This window comes from Pelagibius sp. 7325 (genome assembly GCF_037652055.1).
Classification (GTDB): Bacteria; Pseudomonadota; Alphaproteobacteria; order Kiloniellales; family Kiloniellaceae; genus Pelagibius.
In genome coordinates this window covers 212,184-232,399 of record NZ_JBBKAH010000009.1, presented here as the reverse complement: position 1 = coordinate 232,399, position 20,216 = coordinate 212,184, and the positions used below count along the sequence as shown (strand labels likewise).

Here is a 20,216-nt window from a genome sequence, read left to right as displayed (position 1 = left end):
ACCGGGAAGCGGGGGAGGCGGCGTGCGGCAATCCGAACTGATAACGATCGGCTGGGCCTATGGCCAGGCGGAAGCGTGTCTTGCCATGGCGATGCTCGGCGCCTCGGGCATCAGGGTGATGCCGCACAGCTACGCCATGGTCTCGGTGCAGTGGGATTTGACCCATGCCTTGGGCGGCATTGCCCTGCAGGTGCCGGCAGAGCAGGCGGCCAACGCGGCTGCAATTCTCAGCGGTCAGTCGATGATGGGGCGCCCCGGGACCTTGTGGCGACGGCTGCTGGCCACCGTGGCTTTCATCGCCGTTTTCTTGGCGTTCAATGTCCCGCCGCCGGCCGCCGGCTTCTACACCGTGGCCCCGTCGGCACCACGGCAGCGGAGCTCCGCCGCTGACCCGATCCCATCCTGATGCCGGGCTCGCCGAAGACCGCTTAGCGGCCGCCCCGGACCGTCGCCGCGCCCATGGCCACGGGGTCGGCCGGCTGGGGTCGCAGGCGCGCGACCGCCGCCGGGTCGGTGGCGGTGATGAGGGCGCTCTGCAGGCACTCCTGCTCGTAAGGCGCCTGCAGGGAGTCGGCGACCGCCAGCCCCAGCGCCGTGGCCAGCTTGCCGGCCAGCCGCAGCAGGTCCGGCGACATGTCCGTGGTCAGCACCAGCGCCGCCCGGCAGTTGGTTTCGGCCAGAAAGCGGATGACCTCGACGCCGCAGAAGGACGGCATCGACAGCTCCAGCACGATGCACCTGACCTCCGGCGTGTAGACGCCGAGAAAGCTCTCCCGGCAGTCCACCACCGCGACCGACTCGCCCAGCGCGCTGGCGATCTCGGTGATCCGGTTGACCGCCCTGCTGTCATCGTTGATGACCAGGGTCGAATAGTTAAGACTTCCCATGCCACGCGTTTCCCTTGGCTCTGCCCCCTCAACGCCAACGCACTTCCTGCCGCACGCGCGAGCCCAATAAAGCGGCGCGGCCATCCGTCGTGGCGGGTCAAAGCACTGAAGAAATGCACCGCGGGGCCGTTTCGAGACGGCCTGCTCCGGCGCTTCATGCCGCCCTTGTCCGCGATGACAGCGGCGACGGCAGGAAGGTCGCAGAAATCGCCGCCCGGTTTAAGCGGCAGGTGCGTTGTAACAGGGTTAAACGCTTATATTTCAATATTTTACAGAGACGGTTTGTTCGCCAAAAACGCGTGCCGGTGAAGAATTGCCCACCCTCTGGGCATTTTACGAGCCCGCCTCAACGACCGCCGCCAGATCATTGAAGAGCTGGCCCAGCAGGCCGGCCCCCGGCTCGCCGTGGCAGCGGCGCGGGATGGTGATGCGGGCGTAGTGCCGGGGATCCAGGTCCGGCCAGTGGCGGCGCAGCCCGTCGACCAGTGCGACAGCCTCGTCCGCGCGGCCAAGGCGCAGCAGCACGGCGGCGTCCCGCAGGGTGCTGTCCGGCGAACTGAAGATCAGCCGCGAGCGCCGCCCGACCTCGGCCGAGCGTAGGAAGTTGCCATTGTTCATGTAGAGCGTGGCGATCCAGTTGAGGGTCATCCAGCGGATCGGATTGTCCGGCGAGAGGGCCCCGTCGTAGATCACCGCCCTTTGCAGCGTTTCCTGGGGCGGCGCGGCGCAGGTGAACGGCAATGTATCGTCCAGCATGCGGGCCAGGGCATGGTTCGGATCCAGCTCCAAAGTCCGGTGGATGGCTTCGGCGGACTGCTGCAGGCGGCCGAGGTGCCAGTAGTAGAGGGAGACGTTGAACAGCACATCGGCGTCTTCCGGTGCCAGCTCCAGGGCCTGCTGGGCATGAAACACCGCCCTGCGCCGCAGCGCCGCCGTGTCGGAGGGCGGATCGACGCTGGCCAGAAAAGCCAGCTTGTCGGCCAGGATGGCATGGGCCTGGCCAAAGTCCGGGCGGAGGGCCAGAGCCCGCTCAGCCAGGGCGATGCGTTCTTTTTCCCACGCGAGGCTGCTGGTCGCCGCGCCCGGCACCCGGGTCGCCTGCAGGTACAGCTGCCAGGCATTGAGAGAGTCTGTATCGGCGGTTTCCAGCGCCTGCTTTGCCGCGTCGAACACCTGCTGGCGCAGCTCCGAGACGATGGTGGAGACCATCGGATCGATTGTCATCTCCCGCTCTTCCCCGGCGCCCTGGTAGGCCTGGGCCCACAACAGCTTTCCGGAGCGCGCCTCGATGAGCTGAATGACGACCCGCGTGGCGCCGCCGAAGCGCTGCACGCTGCCGCGCATGAAGTAGGCGATGCCCGGGTCCTCCTGCTGCTGCGGCAGGCCGGCATCCATGCGCTGCGTGATCGCGGGATCGCGCACCACCACCGTGAGGGCCCTGATGCGGGAGAGGCCGGTGATGACCTCGTCGGTCAGGCTGACCGCCAGGTCATGCGGCGTTGTGCCGTCCGACACGGCGCCGAACGGCAGGACCTCCAGCGCAAAGAGAGGCTGCGGCTCCGGTGTCTGCGGTTGCCGCAAGGAGACCGGCCACCCGCTGAACGCCCAGGCGCCAAGAGCCGCGAGCAGCAGCAGGGCGACCCCGACGGCGAGGGTGGCGGTCCTGCGCCGTGTCGCCGGCCGTGTAGGGCTCGCCGCCGATGCCGCTGCCGGGGCTGCCGCCGGGGCGGCATCCGAGACCGTGATCGCCGGCCGGTAGCTGCCTTTGGGGATGGCGATGGCGACCCGCTCGCCGGCACCCTGGGTCGCGTAGTAGTGGTCGAGCGCCTGGCGCAGCCGGTGCACCTCCACGCGGACGATACTGTCTGTGTTGGGATCGAAATCGTCGCCGCGCCCGAAGACGTCCGTAGCGATGGTATAGGCCTTCAGGCGGTCGCCGCGGCCTTCCAGTTCTTCAATGACCAGGTAGCGCAGCAGGGGGCGCAGGCGCGAGCCTTCGCCGAGGACACCGCTCTCGATCAAAGCCCCGAGGGCGGCAAGGGCCGCCTTGCTGGCTTCGTCATCGTAGCCCGGTCTGTCCATGGCGCCGCCGTTCCGTCAAACGGTGCATCCGCGCCTCCGACCCTCTCTGCCCCAGAGGCGGCCTGCCTGCATTTCCCCTGATAGGGGGGCAGGCCGGATCCACGACAGCTCAACCGGAAATTAAATCACGCGAGGCGCGGCGCGGGAAAAGTCATTACAAATATCGACTTAACGATAGTATGGCCCAGTCGGCCGGGCAACGGCCTATCGCCTGTCGATTGCCATCCCGTACCCCGTTTCCGCGCACGCGAAAAGCGGCGTTACCACGCGTTACATCCTCAACCCCGGCGCGCTTGTCGCCTCTACTGCGGGGAATGGGCGTTGCGGCGCCCTGCCAGGATGGCCGGCAGGCGACGAAGCGCCCGCAGGCGACCACGAAGAGGAGTTCCGGCGTGGAAGCACGATCGACCCAGGAACACGGTACGGAAGCATTGCGCAGTCTGCTGCTGGCCGTTCGGTGTCTTGAAGCCTTCGCGGCCGCGCAGGAAGCGCACTGCGATGCGGCCTGCTCGACCGCGCGGTCGACCCGCGTCCTCGTGAAGCTGATGGAAGGCTGGTGCATCGACCACGCCGTCAGGGCCAGGCACGCGGCGCTGGAGGGCCTCGCGCGGGGGGTCAGCGGCGACGACACGGTGCTGGCCGCCCTCAACCGCCATTTCGGGCGCTAGAACCCGGCTGCGCCGGCCAGGGCGGTGTAGTAGGTGATCGTCATCAGCGCGTTGAACACGCCGTGCACGATGATCGATGGCCAGAGCGAGCCGCTGCGCTCCTTCATCGCCGCCAGTACCAGGCCCATCACCGCCAGGGCCGGCATCAGGGTCGGGATGCCGTGCACCACCGAGAAGAACAGCGCACTGATCGGCGCCGCGTAGACGAAGCGCAGGTGCTTGCGCAGCCAGCCGAGCACCAGGCCGCGAAAGATCACCTCTTCGATGAAGGGCACCAGGACGCCGACGAGCAGCAGCATGGCGATGAGGCTCGTCCAGCTGAAGCCCTCCGGCGCCAAGGCCTCGAGCTGCGGGTTCTCCACCGGTCCCCCGGTCAGCGACTGAAGCGCGAGATTGACGAGCGCGACGACCGGCATGCACAGCAGGCCGACGCCGACCGCGAGGCGGTACCAGCCGCTGTAGGCCGGTCGCAGGCCGATATCGGCGAGACCCAGATGATGCGGGCGCAGGGCGACCAGCCAGGTCAGTGTCATCATCACCACCGACTGCGCGACGAACAGCCCGAGCACGGTGGTGAGCGCGGTGAAGTCGATGTTGGGCCAGAGGAGATTGGCGCCGACCGGCAAGGCCAGCACGCCGATGATCGTCAGCACCAGCAGCAGCGCGAGATCGCGGGCACGCACCGGCAGGGGCGGCTGCGGCGGCAGCGGTGGCGGCAGCAGCATCTAGGACAGAGCCTCCGTCAGCAGGCGCAGGGCCTCGCGCACCGTCGCCAGGCGCACCGCAGCGCGGTCGCCGGGGAAGACATGGTGCAGGGCGTGGGCGGTATCGCCGCGCACCGCCCAGCCGAGATAGACCAGGCCCACGGGCTTGTCCTTGCTGGCACCGCCCGGGCCGGCGATGCCCGTGGCCGAGACGGTGACGTCGGCCTGCGAAGCCTTCAGCGCGCCCCGCGCCATGGCGACGGCCACCTCGGCGCTGACCGCGCCGGGGCCGGGGTGTTCCAGCAGCGCCGCGGAGACGCCCAGCATCTCGCTCTTGGCGGCATTCGAATAGGTGACGAAGCCGCGGTCCACCACGTCGGAGGAGCCGGCGATCTCCGTCAGGCAGCCGGCGATGAGGCCACCGGTGCAAGATTCCGCCGTGGCCAGCCGCTTGCCGGCCTGACGGTACAGCACCAGCACGTTTTCCGCCTGCTGCAGCAGCAGATCGTCGAACACCAGCATGCGCTCCTACGCCTTCTCCCACAGCCACAGCAGGGCATAGACCGCTGCCGCGGCGTAGAGGCCGGCGATGATATCGTCGGCCATGATGCCGAAGGCGCCTTTCAGGTGGCGGTCGGCCCAGCCGACCGGCCAGGGCTTCATGACATCGAACACCCGGAACAGCAGAAAGGCCAGCAGCACGCCAAGCGGCTTCAAGCTGCCGGCGGCGAGGCCTGCCGCCAGCAGGGTCAGCCACTGGCCGGCGACCTCGTCGATGACGATGACGCCTGGATCCTTCACCGCCAGGGCCTGCTCATAGCCGTGCGCGGCCCACAGGCCGATGAGGAAGACGGCCACCGTCGCGGCCAGGAGGCCGAAGGGACCGGAAAACCAGAACAGCAGCCAGCCGAAGGGCAGGGCGGCCAGCGAGCCCCAGGTGCCGGGCGCCCAGGGCAGCAGGCCGGCACCGAACCAGGTCGCCAGCAGCGAGGAGGGGAGCCAGGGAGAAGGGCCGGGCATAAGCCTACAACGCCTGAGGCAGCGCGATGGTTGCGACCGCCTGGGCGGCGATGCCTTCGCCGCGCCCGGTGAAGCCCAGCTTCTCGGTGGTGGTCGCCTTCACGCTGACGCGCGCGGCCGGCAGATCCAGCAACTTGGCGATACGGGCCACCATGGCCTCGCGGTGCGGGCCGATCTGCGGGCGCTCGCAGATCAGCGTCACATCCAGATGGAGCAGGCGGCCGCCGCGCGCCGTCACCAGGTCGCGCGCATGGATCAGGAACCGGCCGGAATCCGCGCCGCGCCACTGCGGGTCGCTGGGCGGAAAGTGGCTGCCGATGTCGCCGGCGCCGAGCGCGCCGAGCACGGCGTCGGTCAGCGCGTGCAGACCGGCGTCGGCGTCCGAATGGCCCACGAGGCCGTAGTCGTGCGGCACGCGGACGCCGCAGAGCGTCACATGGTCGCCGGGCCCGAAGGCATGCACGTCGAAGCCCTGGCCCACTCTCATTTCATCGAGCCCCCTTTCGCTGTGCTGACCACGCAGCCACTGTTCGGCGGTGCGGAGATCGTCCTGCGAGGTCACCTTCATGTTCTCCCGGCTGCCTTCCACCAGTGCGACCGCGAGGCCGGCGCGTTCGGCCACGGCGGCATCGTCGGTCAGTTCCTCGCCTTTGACGGCGCGGTGCGCCGCCAGGATCTCCGCGAAGCGGAAGCCCTGCGGCGTCTGCGCGCCCCACAGGCCGGTACGGTCCCGCGTGCCGGCGATATGTCCCTCGGCTTCACGCTTCAGGGTATCGACCACGGGCAGCGCCGCGATCGCGCCGGCCGATCGCGCGAGGGCAGCGATCACCCGGGCGATCACATCGGGCGAGACGAAGGGCCGCGCCCCGTCGTGGATCAGCACCTGCTCGGGCGCGTCGCCGGCCAGACTCTCGAGGCCGCGCAGCACCGACTCCTGGCGGTTGCGGCCGCCGGTGACCGGCTCGGCGAGGTCCAGACCGTGAGCGGCCTTGTCGTAGAGGTCGCGGTCGTCCGGATGAATGACCGCGCGCACCCGGCGAATGTCCGGATGCCCGGCGAAGGCGGCCAGGGTATGGCGCAGCAGCGGGACGCCGGCCAGAACGGCGTACTGCTTGGGGAGGCTGGCGCCGAAACGCTGGCCGCGCCCGGCGGCGACGATCAGCGCGTCGCAATGTGTTCCGGCTGTCGAACTCAAACGGTGGACTCCGCGTTTCCGCTTTCGGATGTTGGCGGCGAGACTAGTGGCCCCTGGTGGCGCGGCCAAGAGATGATATATAGGGCCCATGAATACCATGGTTCTGTCGCTCTCGGCCCTGGCCGCGCTGATCCCGGCCACCCTGCTGCCCTTCGTGCGCCATGCCGCCCGTGCCGACGCCGCATTTTGGCTGCTGCTCGGCGCCGCGCTGGCCGGCGCCACCGCGCTCAGCACCGTCTCGCTGGCCGCGCATTGGCAGACCGAACTGTCCACCACCCTGTGGCTCGCCGTCGCGGTATCGCTGGCGCTGTTCGCCCTGGTGGCGCTGTGGCAGCGGGAGGCCGCCCGCCTCGCACCGCTGCTGCTGCCCTACCTGCTGATCCTCGGCGCGCTCGCCACCGCCTTCGGGCCGTGGACCGGGTCGGAGCCGCTGGCCGGCGCCCCCGATACCTGGCTGGTCGTCCACATCGCCGTCTCGGTGGCGACCTATGGCCTGTGCACCATCGCCGCGGTGGCCAGCGCGGCCGTCTTCGTGCAGGAGCGCGCGCTGAAGCGCCGCAGCCCCAACGCCTTCACCCGCATGCTGCCCTCGGTCACCGACGCCGAACGACTGGAAGTCCGTCTGCTGGCCGCGTCGGAGGTCATCCTCGGGATTGGGATCGCGACGGGAATATCAGAGCTTTACGTCACTTCCGGGGCGTTCTTCACCGTCAGCCATAAGACCCTGCTGTCGGTCCTGGCGTTCCTGGTCATCGGCGTGCTGCTGCTGCTGCACTACCGCAGCGGCCTGCGCGGGCGGCGCGCGGCGCGCCTGGTGCTGGTCGCCTATCTGCTGCTGACCCTGGCCTATCCGGGGGTCAAGTTCGTCACCGACGTGCTGCTGGGCTAGCGCCCCGCGGCAGTTTCCGGGCCGAAGGGGGCGAACAGGTCAACCGGCCGTATGATCCTTCGGTTACAATGCCCGTTTTTCGAGCAACCAGCGCTGTGAGCTATGCGCAGGCGGGCAAACTCGCGTGACAGCGCCCATTTTTTGTGCATCAATCCCGCCTTCGGATGGGGTTGAGCGCCTCCCACAAGGCAGATTTCCGGCGTGAGCGGCCTGGTGGCCGGCACGGGGCCTGCACTTTTGGGCGGCCACGGTCCTGCAAGGGCCATGCAGAGAGAGACACAAGGAATGGCTATTTCCGTCGGCAAGATCGCGCTGGAGGCGCCGGTGATCCTGGCGCCGATGTCCGGCGTCACCGATCAGCCGTTCCGCCGCCTGGTGAAGGGTTTCGGCGCCGGGCTGGTGGTGTCCGAGATGATCGCCAGCACCGCGATGATCCGCCAGATGCGGGAGTCGGTGAAGGAGTCGCGCAAGATGTCCGGCGACTGCGCGGCCGAGTTCCCGCTGTCGGTGCAACTCGCCGGCAGCGATCCTGAGATCATGGCCGAAGCGGCCCGGCTGAACGCCGACCGCGGCGCCGCCATCATCGACATCAATTTCGGCTGCCCGGCCAAGAAGGTCACCAACAAGGCCTGCGGCTCGGCCATCATGCAGGACGAGGTCTTGGCCGGCCGCATCATGGCCGCGGTGGTCGAGGCGGTCGACATTCCGGTGACGGTGAAAATGCGCACCGGCTGGAACAGCGCCAACCGCAACGCCCCGGCGATCGCCCGCGTGGCCGAGGCCTGCGGCGTGCGGCTGCTCACCGTGCATGGCCGCACCCGCTGCCAGAAGTACGCCGGCGAAGCGGACTGGGCTTTCGTGCGCGAAGTGAAGGACGCGGTCTCGCTGCCGGTGGTGGTGAACGGCGACATCGTCACCGTGGAAGGCGCCGCCGAGGCGCTCAGCCGGTCAGGCGCCGACGGCGTGATGATCGGGCGCGGTGCCTACGGCCGGCCGTGGTTCCTGCGCCAGGTGATCGACTACCTGAAGGATGGCGGCCGCACGGCGGAACCGCCGCTGGCACGGCGCATCGAGGTGATGCTGGAGCACTACGAGGACCTGCTGGCGCTGTACGGCAGCCGGCACGGCGTGCGCATCGCGCGCAAGCATCTCGGCTGGTACGCCAAGGGGATCGACGGGGCAGCGGCGTTCCGTGCCGAGGTGAACCGCGAGGACGATCCGGCCCGCGTTAAAAAAATGATCCAGGCGCTGTTTGCGCCCGGACAGCAAAAGGTGGCGGCATGATGGCGAAGGTATCCGACATTTTCGCGCGGCGGCTGACTCGCGGCGGGACGCCCGACCAGGCCTCGATCCTGGCGGCGATTTCCGTGCCGCTGTTCGTCGTCGACGAGGACGACAGTCTCACCTTCGTCAACCAGGCGGCCGAGCAGTTCTTCGATTCCTCGACCACCAACCTGGTCGGCAAGCCGCTGAGCGATATCCTGCCCGACGACAACCCGATCTTCGGCCTGATCCACCAGGTGCGCGCCGGCAGCTATTCGGTGTCGGAGTACGGCGTCACCATCTCCAGCCCCAAGATCGGCTCGCACTTCGTGTCGATTGAGGCGGCGGCCCTGAACGACCGGCCCGGCAGCGTGGTGATCTCGATCCACGAGCGCTCCATCGCGCGCAAGATCGACCACCAGCTGGTGCACCGCAACGCCGCCCGCTCGGTCACCGCGATGGCGGCGATGCTGGCGCACGAGGTGAAGAACCCGCTCTCGGGCATCCGCGGCGCCGCGCAGCTGCTGGAGCAAAACGCCAGCCCGGAAGATCACCAGCTCACCAACCTGATCTGCGAGGAGGCCGACCGCATCGTCGCGCTGGTCGACCGCATGGAGATGTTCTCAGACACCGCGCCGCTGTCGCGCGAGCCGGTCAATATCCACGTGGTGCTGGAGCGCGTGCGCCGTCTCGCCGAAAACGGCTTCGCCAAGCACGTCCACTTCGTCGAGAGCTACGATCCGTCGCTGCCGCCGGTCTACGGCAACCGCGACCTGCTGATCCAGGCGATCCTCAATCTGGTGAAGAACGCCGCCGAGGCGGTGCCGAAGGAGGGTGGTGAGATCACCCTCTCGACGCGCTATCAGCAGGGCGTGCGTCTTGCCATTCCCGGCAGCGGCAGCCGGGTCGACCTGCCGCTCGCGGTGCTGATCCAGGACAACGGCCCCGGCATCCCCGAGGACCTGCAGCCGCATCTCTTCGATCCCTTCGTCAGCACCAAGGCCGGCGGCAGCGGACTGGGTCTGGCGCTGGTCGCCAAGATCATCGGCGACCACGGCGGCGTCATCGAGTTCGACAGCCAGCCGAGGCGCACGCTGTTCCGCGTCATGCTGCCGATGGCGCCGCGCGAAGAGGGCGACGTCATCGATGCCGACGAGATGGCCGAAGAGCTGACCCCGGCATGAGCGGCGCGACGATCCTGATCGCCGACGACGACCGCGCGATCCGTACGGTGCTGACCCAGGCGCTGGGGCGCCAGGGCCACGTGGTACGCACCACCGGCAACGCCGCGACGCTGTGGCAGTGGGTGAAGGAAGGCGAGGGCGACCTGGTCATCACCGACGTGGTGATGCCGGACGAGAACGGTCTGGACCTCATCCCCCGCATCAAGAAGCTGCGGCCCAACCTGCGCATCCTGGTGATGTCGGCGCAGAACACCCTGCTGACGGCGGTCAAGGCGACCGAGCGCGGCGCCTTCGAATACCTGCCCAAGCCCTTCGACCTGCGCGAGCTGATCTCCGTCGTCGACCGCGCCCTCTCGGAGCCCGCCGGCGCCGAGGCCAAGGCTCATGCCGTCGACGCGGACGGCGAGGAGCAGCTGCCGTTGATCGGCCGCTCCCAGGCGATGCAGGAGATCTACCGGGTGCTGGCGCGGCTCATGCCGACCGATCTCACGGTCATGATCTACGGCGAGTCGGGCACCGGCAAGGAGCTGGTGGCGCGCGCCCTGCACGACTACGGCAAGCGCCGGCGCGGCACCTTCGTCGCCGTCAACATGGCGGCGATCCCGCGCGAGCTGATCGAAAGCGAGCTGTTCGGACACGAAAAAGGCGCCTTCACCGGTGCCACGGTGCGTTCGTCCGGCCGCTTCGAGCAAGCCGCCGGCGGCACCCTGTTCCTGGACGAGATCGGCGACATGCCGCTGGAAGCGCAGACCCGCCTGCTGCGCGTCCTGCAGGAGGGCGAGTACACCACCGTCGGCGGCCGCACCGCGATCCGCGCCGACGTGCGCATCATCGCCGCGACCCACCGCGACCTGCGCCAGATGGTGCGCCAGGGCCTGTTCCGCGAGGACCTCTACTACCGCCTCAGCGTGGTGCCGATCCGCCTGCCTCCCTTGCGTGAGCGCACCGAGGATATCCCGGAGCTGGTGCGCCATTTCTTCGCCGAGGCGCAGGATGAAGGCCTCTCCGGCAAGACCCTGGACGGCGAGGCGATGGACGCCCTGAAGACCTACCACTGGCCGGGCAACGTGCGCGAACTGGAGAACCTGGTCCGCCGCCTGGCGGTGCTCTACAGCCAGGAGACCATCGACCGCGAGGTGATCGAGAGCGAGCTCAGCGAGGGCAAGGCGGCCGAGAAGGCCGTGGCGGCCCCCGCCGAGTCGCTGGGCGCCGCCGTGGAGCATCATCTGCGCTCCTACTTCGCCGCCCACGAGGACGGCTTGCCGGCCTCCGGTCTCTACGACCGGATCCTGCGGGAAGTCGAGCGCCCCTTGATCGAGCTGTCGCTTTCCGCCACAAGGGGCAACCAGATCCGCGCGGCAAAGCTCCTTGGCCTCAACCGAAATACCCTCAGGAAAAAAATACGGGACCTGGACATCCAGGTGATTCGCGGCCTTAAATAGCCTGTGGCAAATATACAACAGACCGGTGAGGGCGTCGCGCCTGCGCGTGGCGACCCCATGGCCGACGAAACGACGCCCGACGCTGCGCCAGATGGTGCGCCAGACGCGGCGCCGGAAGGCGCTGACCGCTTCGCCCGGCTGATGCACTGGCTGCGGCAGATCAAGATCGAGCGGACCATCGCCCTGGTGCTGCTCGCCGCCGGTCTCTCCTGCGGCATCGCCACCTTCGTCGCCATGACCGGCAACCTGTCGGTGGCGAGCAATGCCAGGCATATCCTGCTGCTGCTGCTGGCCGACCTGATCATCAGTCTCGGCCTCGCCGCGCTGATCGCCCGCCGCCTGGCCATCCTCAGGATCGAACGCAAGAAGGGCAGGGCGGGCTCGCGCCTGCACGGCCGGCTCGTGGCCCTGTTCTCCGTCGTCGCGGTGGCACCGACCATCCTGGTCGCCGCGTTCTCCGTCATCATGTTCGACCTCGGCCTCGAGTTCTGGTTCAGCGAGCGGGTGTCCACCGCCATCAAGAATTCGCGTGCCGTCGCCGCCGCCTATCTGGACGAGCACCAGCGCACCATCGCCGCGGACGCCTTCGCCATAGCCCAGGTGCTGAACCGCGGCGGACCGTCGCTGGTCTACAATCCCGCGCTCTTCAACAGCGTGATGACGCGCCAGGCCGGCCAGCGCTACCTCACTGAGGCCGCCGTCTACGAGAGCTCCGGGCGCATGCTGGCGCGCGCCTCCAACTTCCTGCTGGCCTTCAATCCCGACATCCCGGACTGGGCCTTCGATCGCGCCCGCACCGAGGGCATGGCGATCATGACCTCGGAGGACGAGGACCGTGTGCGGGCCCTGGTGCGGCTGGATCTCGCGGCCGACGCCTATCTCTATATCGGCCGCCTGGTCGATCCGCGCGTGCTGGGCCACATGGAGAGCACGCGCTGGGCGGTCCAGCGCTACGAGGATCTGGAAGGCAATCGCTTCAGCCTGCAGATCACCTTCGCGCTGATATTCCTGGTGGTGGCGCTGCTGCTGCTCCTGGTGGCGGTGTGGATCGGCCTCGCCTTTGCCAACCAGATGACCGGGCCGATCGGCAGCCTGATCGCCGCGGCGGAACGGGTCGGCAAGGGCGATCTGAAAGCGCGCGTGCTGGGCCAGCCCCGGCGCGACGAGATCGGCAACCTGTCGCGCGCCTTCAACAAGATGACCAGCCAGCTGGAGCGCCAGCAGGACGCCCTGCTGGAGGCCAACGAACAGCTCGACTACCGCAACCGCTTCATCGAAGCGGTGCTCGGCGGGGTATCCGCGGGGGTGATCGGCCTCGACGCGACAGGGCGCATCGACCTGGTCAATCGTCTGGCCTGCGACTTCCTGGGCGAGAACGCAAAGGCGCTGCACGGCCGCAGCCTGAGCGAGGTGATGCCGGAGGTCGGCGACCTGCTGGAGCGGGCGCGCCGACGGCCCCGCAAACGCACCGAGCAGCAGCTGTCGATCCCGGATTCCGGCGGCAACGAGCGCGTCCTGCTGGTGCGCATCTCCACCGAACTGGAAGACGGCGCCATCATGGGCTTCGTCGTCACCTTCGACGAAATCACCCAGCTGCTGGCCGCGCAGCGCAAAGCGGCATGGTCGGACATCGCCCGCCGCATCGCGCATGAAATCAAGAATCCGCTGACGCCGATCCAACTCGCCGCCGAACGGCTGAAGCGCAAGTACGTCGGCCAGATCACCACCGACGCCGAAACCTTCCAGGTCTGCACCGACACCATCGTCCGCCACGTCGGCGACATCGGCCGCATGGTGGACGAGTTTTCCGCCTTCGCGCGCATGCCGGCGCCGGTGATGCGCAAAGAGAATTTGGGCAAGCTGGTCGAGCAGGCGATGTTCCTGCAGCGCACGGCACAGACCAACGTTCAGTTTACCTACAAACCGCCCAAGGAGCCGATGGTGCTGGCCTGTGACGGCCGCCAGGTCGGCCAGGCGCTGACCAACCTGCTGAAGAACGCCATCGAATCCATCGAGGGCCGCCAGCAGCGCGACGGCGAGGGGACACCGGCGGGGGCGATAGACGTCGCGCTGCGCAACAAAGGCGGCAATTGCGTTATCGAAATTTCCGACAACGGCAAGGGTCTGCCCGAGGCCAACCGCCACCGGCTGACCGAGCCCTATGTCACCACCCGCGAGCGCGGCACTGGACTCGGCCTCGCAATTGTGAAGAAGATCATGGAGGATCACGGCGGTGATCTAATTCTTCGCGATCGGGAAGGGGGTGGCGCCGTGGTCAGTCTGGTGTTCCCCTTGCGTGACGAAGCGGCCGACAGCGAGCCTGCGGACCAGAAGATGGAGACCGCGGTCGAAAGCCCGGCCGTGGAGAGAGCTGCGGGAAATGGGTAACGAAATTCTCATCGTCGATGACGAAGTCGACATCCGGATGCTGATTACCGGCGTCCTGCAGGATGAAGGCTACGAAACATGCGACGCCGGCGACAGCGACAGCGCCCTCGCGCTGCTGCGCCAGCGCCAGCCCAGCCTGGTGGTGCTCGACATTTGGCTGGAGAACTCGGCGCTCGACGGCATGGAGTTGCTGAGCGTCATCAAGCAGGAGTTTCCCAGCACGCCGGTGGTCATGATCTCCGGCCACGGCAATATCGAGACCGCCGTCAACGCCATCAAGCTCGGCGCCTACGACTTCATCGAAAAGCCTTTCAAGTCGGACCGCCTGCTGCTGGTCGTACAGCGTGCCATCGAGGCTGCGCGGCTGCGCAGCGAGAACGAGGAACTGCGCCTGCGCGTCGGCCAATCGTCCGACTTCATCGGCTCGTCGCACTGGTATCACCAGGTCAGCCAGGCGATCCGCAAGGTGGCGCCGACCGGCAGCCGCGTGCTGATCACCGGTCCCGCGGGTGCCGGCAAGGAGGTCATCGCGCGCCAGCTGCACAACTGCTCGCACCGCGCCCTGGCGCCCTTCGTGGCCTTGAATTGCGCGACCATGCATCCGGACCGCCTGGAGCCGGAATTGTTCGGTGTCGAGCCGGGGCAGGGCGACGGTGAGAACACCGCTAAGATTGGCACCTTCGAGCGCGCCCACGGCGGAACCCTGTTCCTCGACGAGGTCGCCGACATGCCGATGGAGACTCAGGGCAAGATCGTGCGGGTTCTGCAGGAACAGACCTTCCAGCGGGTCGGTGGCGACAAGCGGATCGCCGTGGACGTGCGGGTGATCGCGGCGACCAACCGCGACCTGCCATCCCTGATCGGCGAGAACCGCTTCCGCGAAGACCTCTTCTACCGCCTCAATGTGGTGCCCATCGAGGTGCCGTCGCTGCGCGAGCGGCGCGAGGACATCCCGGAACTGGTCGCCTATTTCATGGACCGCGCAGCGGAGAATGCCGGCCTGCCGGCCCGCACGCTGAGCGACGATGCCCTGGCGGCGCTGCGCGCCTACGAGTGGCCGGGCAACGTGCGCCAGCTGCGCAACGTCATCGAATGGGTCCTCATCATGGCGCCGGGCCTGCCCAGGGATGCCGTGCGCCCGGATATGCTGCCGCCGGAAATCGGCGCCTCCGCGCCGGCCTCGCTGCCCGGCGAAACGGGCGAGGAAATCATGTCCCTCCCGCTGCGCGAGGCCCGCGAAGTCTTCGAGCGCAAGTACCTGGAGGCGCAGGTCATGCGTTTCGGCGGCAACATCTCTCGCACCGCGTCCTTCGTCGGCATGGAACGCTCCGCCCTGCACCGCAAGCTGCGCTCGCTGGGCGTCGGCACGGTGGAGCGCGCCTGAATGAGCGGCAGCCGGGTCATCGGAGTCATCTAGGCAATGAAAGTCATTATCTGCGGTGCCGGCCAGGTCGGCTTCAACATCGCGCGCTATCTGGCGAGCGAAAACGCCGACGTCACCGTCATCGACCAATCGCGTGAGTTGATCGAGAAGATCACCGACTCTCTGGATGTGAAGGGGCTGGTCGGCTTCGCCTCGCATCCGGACGTGCTGGAAAGCGCCGGTGCAGGCGACGCCGAAATGGTCATCGCCGTGACCTACGCCGACGAAGTGAACATGGTCGCCTGCCAGATCTGCCATTCGATCTTCGAGGTGCCGACCAAGATCGCCCGCGTGCGCCACCAGAGCTACCTGGAGCCCATGTGGTCGGATCTGTTCAGCCGCGAGCACATGCCGATCGACGTCATCATCTCGCCGGAGATCGAGGTGGCGCGGGCCATTGAGCGGCGCCTGCAGCTGCCCGGCGCCTTCGACGTGCAGCCGCTGGCCGACGGCAAGGTGAGCCTGATCGGCCTGCATTGCAGCGAGGACACCCCGGTCATCAATACGCCGCTGCGCCAGCTGACGGCGCTGTTTCCGGACCTCCACATCGTGGTCATCGGCATCTCGCGCGACGGCAAGGGCTTCGTGCCGACACCGGATGACGACATGCGCGCCGGCGACGACGTCTACCTGGTTGCCGATACCAGCCACCTGCAGCGGACCATGGCCGCCTTCGGTCACGAGGAGAAGGAGGCGCGCCGCGTCATCATCGTCGGCGGCGGCAACATCGGCCTCAACCTGGCGCACGCGGTTGAGAAAAACCATCCGCAGGTGAACCTCAAGGTGATCGAGGTCGACAAGCGCCGGGCCGAGATCGTGGCCCAGGCGCTGCAGCGCACCGTGGTGATCCACGGCGATGCCCTCGACACCGAGATCCTGGAGGAGGCCAATGCCTCCATCGCCGAGACGGTGATCGCCGTCTCCAACGACGACGAGGTGAACATCCTCACCTCGCTGCTGGCCAAGCGCTATGGCTGCAAGCGGGCGGTGACCCTGATCAACAAGACCTCTTACGGGCCACTGGTCGGCACCCTGGGCATCGACACCGTGGTCAGCCCGCGCGCCATCACGGTCTCCAAGATTCTGCAGCACGTGCGCCGCGGCCGCATCCGCTCGGTCCACTCGCTCAGCGAGGATTTCGGCGAGGTGATCGAGGCCGAAGCGCTGGAGACCTCCAGCCTGGTCGGCGTGCCGATCCGCGAGGCGCGCCTGCCGGACGGCGTCATCGTGGGCGCCATCGTGCGCGGCGACGAGGTCATCATCCCGCGCGGCGATACCGTCACCCGGCCGAACGACCTGGTGGTCATCTTCGCGCGTTCGGAGGCGGTCAAGAAGGTCGAGAAGCTCTTTGCGGTAAAGCTCGAGTTTTTCTAGGATCGCACCGGCTTTCTTCAACCCTGCCCGAGTCGAAAGGAGAGGCTGCGGATGCCCCGTCAAGCCTACGTCAACGGCCGCTACCTGCCGCATCGCGACGCCGCCGTGCACATCGAGGACCGCGGCTACCAGTTCGCCGACGGCGTCTACGAGGTGGTGCCGGTGTTCAACGGGATTCTGGTGGACGAGGACCTGCACCTTGACCGCCTGGACCGCTCGCTCAGGGAGCTGCGCATCGTCGAGCCGATGTCGCGTCCCGCGCTGAAGCTGGTGTCACGCGAGCTGATGCGGCGTAACGGCCTGACCAACGGCTTCGTCTACATGCAGATCACCCGCGGGGTGGCGCCGCGCGACCACAAGTTCCCCAAAGGCGCCAAGCCGGCCCTGGTGATGACGACCCGCCAGGTGAAGCCGCACAGCCAGCAACTGCTGGACGAGGGGCTGAAGGTCATCACCGTGCCGGACCAGCGCTGGGACCGCTGCGACATCAAGTCGGTCTCCCTGCTGCCCAACATCCTCGGCAAGCAAGCCGCGGTGGAGGCGGGGGCCTACGAGGCCTGGCAGGTCGACGCCGACGGCATGGTGACCGAAGGCACCTCGACCAACGCCTGGATCGTGACGCCGGACAACAGGGTGGTCACCCGCGACGCCACCCATTCGATCCTCAACGGCATCACCCGCATCACGCTGCTGGAACTGATCCGCAAGGAAGGCTACGAGCTGGAGGAGCGCTGCTTCTCGGTCGACGAAGCGAAGAATGCCAAGGAGGCTTTCCTCACCTCCAGCACCTCCTTCGTATTGCCGATCACCCAGCTGGACGGCAAGCCGATCGGCAACGGCCACCCCGGCATCCTGACCGGCAAGCTGCGCCAGCACTACATGGACTACATGCAGAACCTGAAGAAAAGCGCATGAGCCTGCCGGCCCCGAAAGCCATCCTGTTCGACTGGGACAACACCCTGGTCGACAGCTGGGCCGTCATCCACCACGCCATGACGGCGACCTTCCACGCCATGGGCCAGCGGCCCTGGACCCTGGAGGAGACCCGTCAGAACGTACGCCAGTCGGCGCGCGATTCCTTCCCCCGGCTGTTTGGCGAACGGGCCGACGAAGCGACGAAGGTGTTCTACCGCACCTACGAGGCCGACCACCTGAGCCAGCTTCGCGCCCTGCCGGGTGCCGGGGAGATGCTGGCGGCGCTGGCCGCCGCCGACGACCTGCTGCTCGGCGTGGTCAGCAACAAGCGCGGCGATATCCTGCGGCTGGAGTCGGCCGAGCTGGGCTGGGACCGCTTCTTCAGCACGGTGGTCGGCGCCACCGATGCCGCCTGCGACAAACCGTCGCCGGAGGTGGTGGATTTCGCCCTGAGGGGCAGCGGCATCGCCGCCGGTCCGGCGGTGTGGTTCGTTGGCGACACCGACATCGACATCCTCTGCGCCCGCAACGCCGGCTGCACGGCGATCCTGCTGCGGGCCGAGGCCCCGGGGGCCGAAGAGTTCGACGGGCGGCCGCTTGGCGGCCACGTGGCCGACTGCGCGGCCTTCAGTGAACTCACGCTCAAAGTCCTGGCGCAAAGCGCCGGCTCAAAGCCCTTGAAAACCGAGGGGTTGAACCGCAAATAGGAGACTTCGCGTGAGCGAAGCCCGTGCCGCCCGTGGGGCTGCCGGTACCCCTACAGGATGGTTTTTCATTTCACGCAAGCCGTGTTAGGAAGGTCCGTCTGGGTTCCGCGCTTGTGCGGTGCCGCATTTCCGCCGGAGTGATGAAAAGGGCGGGCAGCGGCTGCCGCGGCAAGGCGTGCAAGGGCCAGAAACAAGATCAGACGATCGCTGTTTAAGAACAAGAACAAGGTGCGAAAATGGCCGCTGAAAAGAACCAAAGCGTTCAAGATGTATTCCTCAACCACATCCGGAAGAACAAGGTCCCGGTGACCGTTTTCCTGGTGAACGGCGTAAAGCTGCAGGGGATCGTGACTTGGTTTGACAATTTTTCCGTTCTGCTGCGCCGCGACGCGCATTCGCAGCTGGTGTACAAGCACGCCATTTCGACCGTGATGCCGGCCACCCCGGTCCAGCTCTTCGATCCCACCAAGGAAGAAGAAGCCGCCGAAGGCTGATCTTGCCGGCGGTCGCGGCAAGGCTGATTTCCCAGGCAGTGAAGGCCTGAATGCAAAGGGGCGGCGCCCCGGCGCCGCCGCCGACCCCGAAGCCCAGGGACCCCATCGTCCACGGACCGCGACCGACCGCAAAGATCATGACCGAACGCGCTTTCGTCCTGCATCCCGACATGCTGCATCCCGGCCTGCGTGCCCCCGCGGCGCGCCTGGCCGAGGCCGTCGGCCTGACCGCCGCCATCGAGGTCGAGGTGATGGGCAGCGAGGTCGTGCCGGTCAAGAAGGCCAAGCCGGCGACCCTGATGGGCGGCGGTGCGGTGGAGCGCCTGGCCGAGGAGTTCCGGCTGCTGGAAATTGACGTGGTGATGGTCGACGCGGCGCTGACGCCGGTCCAGCAGCGCAACCTCGAGCGCGCCTGGAACTGCAAGGTCATCGACCGCACCGGCCTGATCCTCGAGATCTTCGGCGCCCGCGCGCGCACCAAGGAAGGCAAGCTGCAGGTCGAACTGGCGGCGCTCACCTACCAGCGCTCCCGCCTGGTGCGGTCTTGGACCCACCTGGAGCGCCAGCGCGGCGGCTTCGGCTTCATGGGCGGCCCGGGCGAAAGCCAGCTGGAGATCGACCGCCGGCTGATCACCGAGCGCATCGTCAGGCTGAAGAAGGAACTGGACCAGGTCCAGCGCACCCGCGGCCTGCACCGCGGCGCGCGTCAGCGCGTGCCTTATCCCGTGGTCGCCCTGGTCGGCTACACGAACGCCGGCAAGTCGACGCTGTTCAACCGCCTGACGGAGGCCAAGGTGCTGGCCCGCGACCAGCTGTTCGCGACCCTCGACCCGACCATGCGGCGGGCCGTGCTGCCCTCGGGGCAGACCATCATCCTGTCCGACACCGTCGGGTTCATCTCCGACCTGCCGACCGATCTGGTGGCCGCCTTCCGGGCGACCTTGGAAGAGGTCATCGAGGCCGACCTCATCCTCCACGTGCGCGACGCCGCCCACACGGACAGCCTGGCCCAGCAGGCCGACGTTCAGGCGGTGCTGGCCGATCTCGGCATCTCGGAAGCCGCCGGGCACGTGCTGGAGGTCCTGAACAAGGCCGACCTGCTGGATGCCGCCGCCCGCGCCCACCTTGCCCAGCGCATCGCCGAGCAGGGCAACGGGGCGCTGTGCTCGGCGCTGACGGGCGCCGGCTGCGACGACGTCCTGGCGCTGATCGACCGCCACCTGGCGGCCCGGCGCCGCCAGGTCACCGTCGCCCTCAAGCTGGCCGAGGGGGCGCCGCTCGCCTGGCTCTACGACCACGGCGAGGTGCTGGCCCGGCGCGACGAGGGGCTGGCCACCGAGGTCGACGTCCGCATCGCCCAGCAGGATCTGGAGCGCTTCCTTAAGAAATTTGGCGCAAGCGTTGAAAACGCGGAGAATCTGGCCCTTCTGGTCAGCGAAGCGCCCGCCGTGCCGGAAAACCTCGTCTCCGGCGGTTGACTCCGCTTTGCCAGCCTTCTATATGCTGCGCTAGCACTCGCCGCTGGTGAGTGCTAATACCGGTCCCGCGGGTTCTTCCGGCGGGTCGGGGCTGACTGGCAGG

At 67.8% G+C, this 20,216-nt stretch carries 19 protein-coding genes; 13 read left to right on the top strand and 6 right to left on the bottom strand.

The features are described from left to right. The first annotated feature begins 22 nt into the window (after window positions 1-22). Window positions 23-406 carry a hypothetical protein gene (locus WDC82_RS19500; protein ID WP_340119062.1) on the top strand — a complete coding sequence of 128 codons (384 nt, stop codon included), beginning with the start codon at window positions 23-25 and terminating at the stop codon, window positions 404-406. Between the two features lie 22 nt (window positions 407-428). On the opposite strand, the gene WDC82_RS19495 is transcribed toward WDC82_RS19500, so the two are convergent. Together WDC82_RS19495 and WDC82_RS19490 are read right to left on the bottom strand one after the other, a co-directional pair. Beyond that, window positions 429-887: a hypothetical protein gene (locus WDC82_RS19495; protein WP_340119061.1), complete on the bottom strand. Its 459-nt coding sequence runs from the start codon at window positions 885-887 to the stop codon at window positions 429-431. Between the two features lie 333 nt (window positions 888-1,220). After that, on the bottom strand, window positions 1,221-2,969 hold the full coding sequence (locus tag WDC82_RS19490; RefSeq protein ID WP_340119060.1) for a hypothetical protein: 1,749 nt from the start codon (window positions 2,967-2,969) through the stop codon (window positions 1,221-1,223). 392 nt (window positions 2,970-3,361) lie between these two features. Between WDC82_RS19490 and WDC82_RS19485 the strand changes: the two genes are divergently transcribed. Continuing rightward, window positions 3,362-3,637, top strand: a complete 276-nt coding sequence (locus WDC82_RS19485) for a hypothetical protein (RefSeq protein ID WP_340119059.1) — start codon at window positions 3,362-3,364, stop codon at window positions 3,635-3,637. Here WDC82_RS19485 and WDC82_RS19480 read toward each other — a convergent pair. Genes WDC82_RS19480 through WDC82_RS19465 form a run of 4 tightly spaced genes read right to left on the bottom strand, consistent with a single transcriptional unit; the run spans window position 3,634 to window position 6,556 of the window. Beyond that, the gene (locus WDC82_RS19480; protein WP_340119058.1) at window positions 3,634-4,362 is read right to left on the bottom strand and encodes a type II CAAX endopeptidase family protein; all 729 of its coding nucleotides are present in this window, start codon (window positions 4,360-4,362) and stop codon (window positions 3,634-3,636) included. The genes WDC82_RS19485 and WDC82_RS19480 overlap by 4 nt on opposite strands. Then, window positions 4,363-4,857, bottom strand: a complete 495-nt coding sequence (locus WDC82_RS19475) for a CinA family protein (RefSeq protein WP_370661569.1) — start codon at window positions 4,855-4,857, stop codon at window positions 4,363-4,365. It lies immediately after the preceding gene. A 12-nt stretch (window positions 4,858-4,869) separates the two neighbouring features. Beyond that, the gene (locus WDC82_RS19470; protein ID WP_340119056.1) at window positions 4,870-5,361 is read right to left on the bottom strand and encodes a phosphatidylglycerophosphatase A; all 492 of its coding nucleotides are present in this window, start codon (window positions 5,359-5,361) and stop codon (window positions 4,870-4,872) included. 4 nt (window positions 5,362-5,365) lie between these two features. Further along, window positions 5,366-6,556, bottom strand: a complete 1,191-nt coding sequence (locus WDC82_RS19465; protein WP_340119055.1) for a bifunctional 2-C-methyl-D-erythritol 4-phosphate cytidylyltransferase/2-C-methyl-D-erythritol 2,4-cyclodiphosphate synthase — start codon at window positions 6,554-6,556, stop codon at window positions 5,366-5,368. 88 nt (window positions 6,557-6,644) lie between these two features. Between WDC82_RS19465 and WDC82_RS19460 the strand changes: the two genes are divergently transcribed. The 11 genes from WDC82_RS19460 (at window position 6,645) to hflX (ending at window position 20,113) form a co-directional block, all read left to right on the top strand. Next, window positions 6,645-7,445 carry a cytochrome c biogenesis protein CcsA gene (locus WDC82_RS19460; protein WP_340119054.1) on the top strand — a complete coding sequence of 267 codons (801 nt, stop codon included), beginning with the start codon at window positions 6,645-6,647 and terminating at the stop codon, window positions 7,443-7,445. 285 nt (window positions 7,446-7,730) lie between these two features. Beyond that, a complete protein-coding gene (gene dusB, locus WDC82_RS19455) occupies window positions 7,731-8,729 on the top strand; it encodes a tRNA dihydrouridine synthase DusB (protein ID WP_340119053.1) in 999 nt (332 codons plus the stop codon). After that, window positions 8,729-9,892 carry an ATP-binding protein gene (locus WDC82_RS19450; RefSeq protein WP_340119052.1) on the top strand — a complete coding sequence of 388 codons (1,164 nt, stop codon included), beginning with the start codon at window positions 8,729-8,731 and terminating at the stop codon, window positions 9,890-9,892. The genes dusB and WDC82_RS19450 overlap by 1 nt, the downstream gene beginning before the upstream one ends. After that, entirely contained in the window at window positions 9,889-11,334 is a 1,446-nt protein-coding gene (gene ntrC, locus WDC82_RS19445) for a nitrogen regulation protein NR(I) (RefSeq protein ID WP_340119051.1), read from the top strand. Before WDC82_RS19450 ends, ntrC begins: the two co-directional genes overlap by 4 nt. A gap of 57 nt (window positions 11,335-11,391) precedes the next feature. Beyond that, the gene (locus WDC82_RS19440) at window positions 11,392-13,722 is read left to right on the top strand and encodes a PAS domain-containing sensor histidine kinase (RefSeq protein ID WP_340119050.1); all 2,331 of its coding nucleotides are present in this window, start codon (window positions 11,392-11,394) and stop codon (window positions 13,720-13,722) included. Next, complete coding sequence (locus WDC82_RS19435) at window positions 13,715-15,106, top strand: sigma-54 dependent transcriptional regulator (protein WP_340119049.1); 1,392 nt, start codon at window positions 13,715-13,717, stop codon at window positions 15,104-15,106. Before WDC82_RS19440 ends, WDC82_RS19435 begins: the two co-directional genes overlap by 8 nt. Window positions 15,107-15,142: 36 nt before the next feature. After that, window positions 15,143-16,519 carry a Trk system potassium transporter TrkA gene (gene trkA / locus WDC82_RS19430; RefSeq protein WP_340119048.1) on the top strand — a complete coding sequence of 459 codons (1,377 nt, stop codon included), beginning with the start codon at window positions 15,143-15,145 and terminating at the stop codon, window positions 16,517-16,519. A gap of 51 nt (window positions 16,520-16,570) precedes the next feature. Further along, window positions 16,571-17,434, top strand: a complete 864-nt coding sequence (locus WDC82_RS19425) for a D-amino-acid transaminase (RefSeq protein ID WP_340119047.1) — start codon at window positions 16,571-16,573, stop codon at window positions 17,432-17,434. Then, window positions 17,431-18,141: an HAD family hydrolase gene (locus WDC82_RS19420; protein ID WP_340119046.1), complete on the top strand. Its 711-nt coding sequence runs from the start codon at window positions 17,431-17,433 to the stop codon at window positions 18,139-18,141. The genes WDC82_RS19425 and WDC82_RS19420 overlap by 4 nt, the downstream gene beginning before the upstream one ends. Window positions 18,142-18,377: 236 nt before the next feature. Beyond that, window positions 18,378-18,635, top strand: coding sequence for an RNA chaperone Hfq (gene hfq / locus WDC82_RS19415; protein ID WP_193370637.1), 258 nt, complete (start codon window positions 18,378-18,380; stop codon window positions 18,633-18,635). A gap of 137 nt (window positions 18,636-18,772) precedes the next feature. Then, window positions 18,773-20,113: a GTPase HflX gene (hflX, locus tag WDC82_RS19410; RefSeq protein WP_340119045.1), complete on the top strand. Its 1,341-nt coding sequence runs from the start codon at window positions 18,773-18,775 to the stop codon at window positions 20,111-20,113. Window positions 20,114-20,216: the final 103 nt, after the last annotated feature.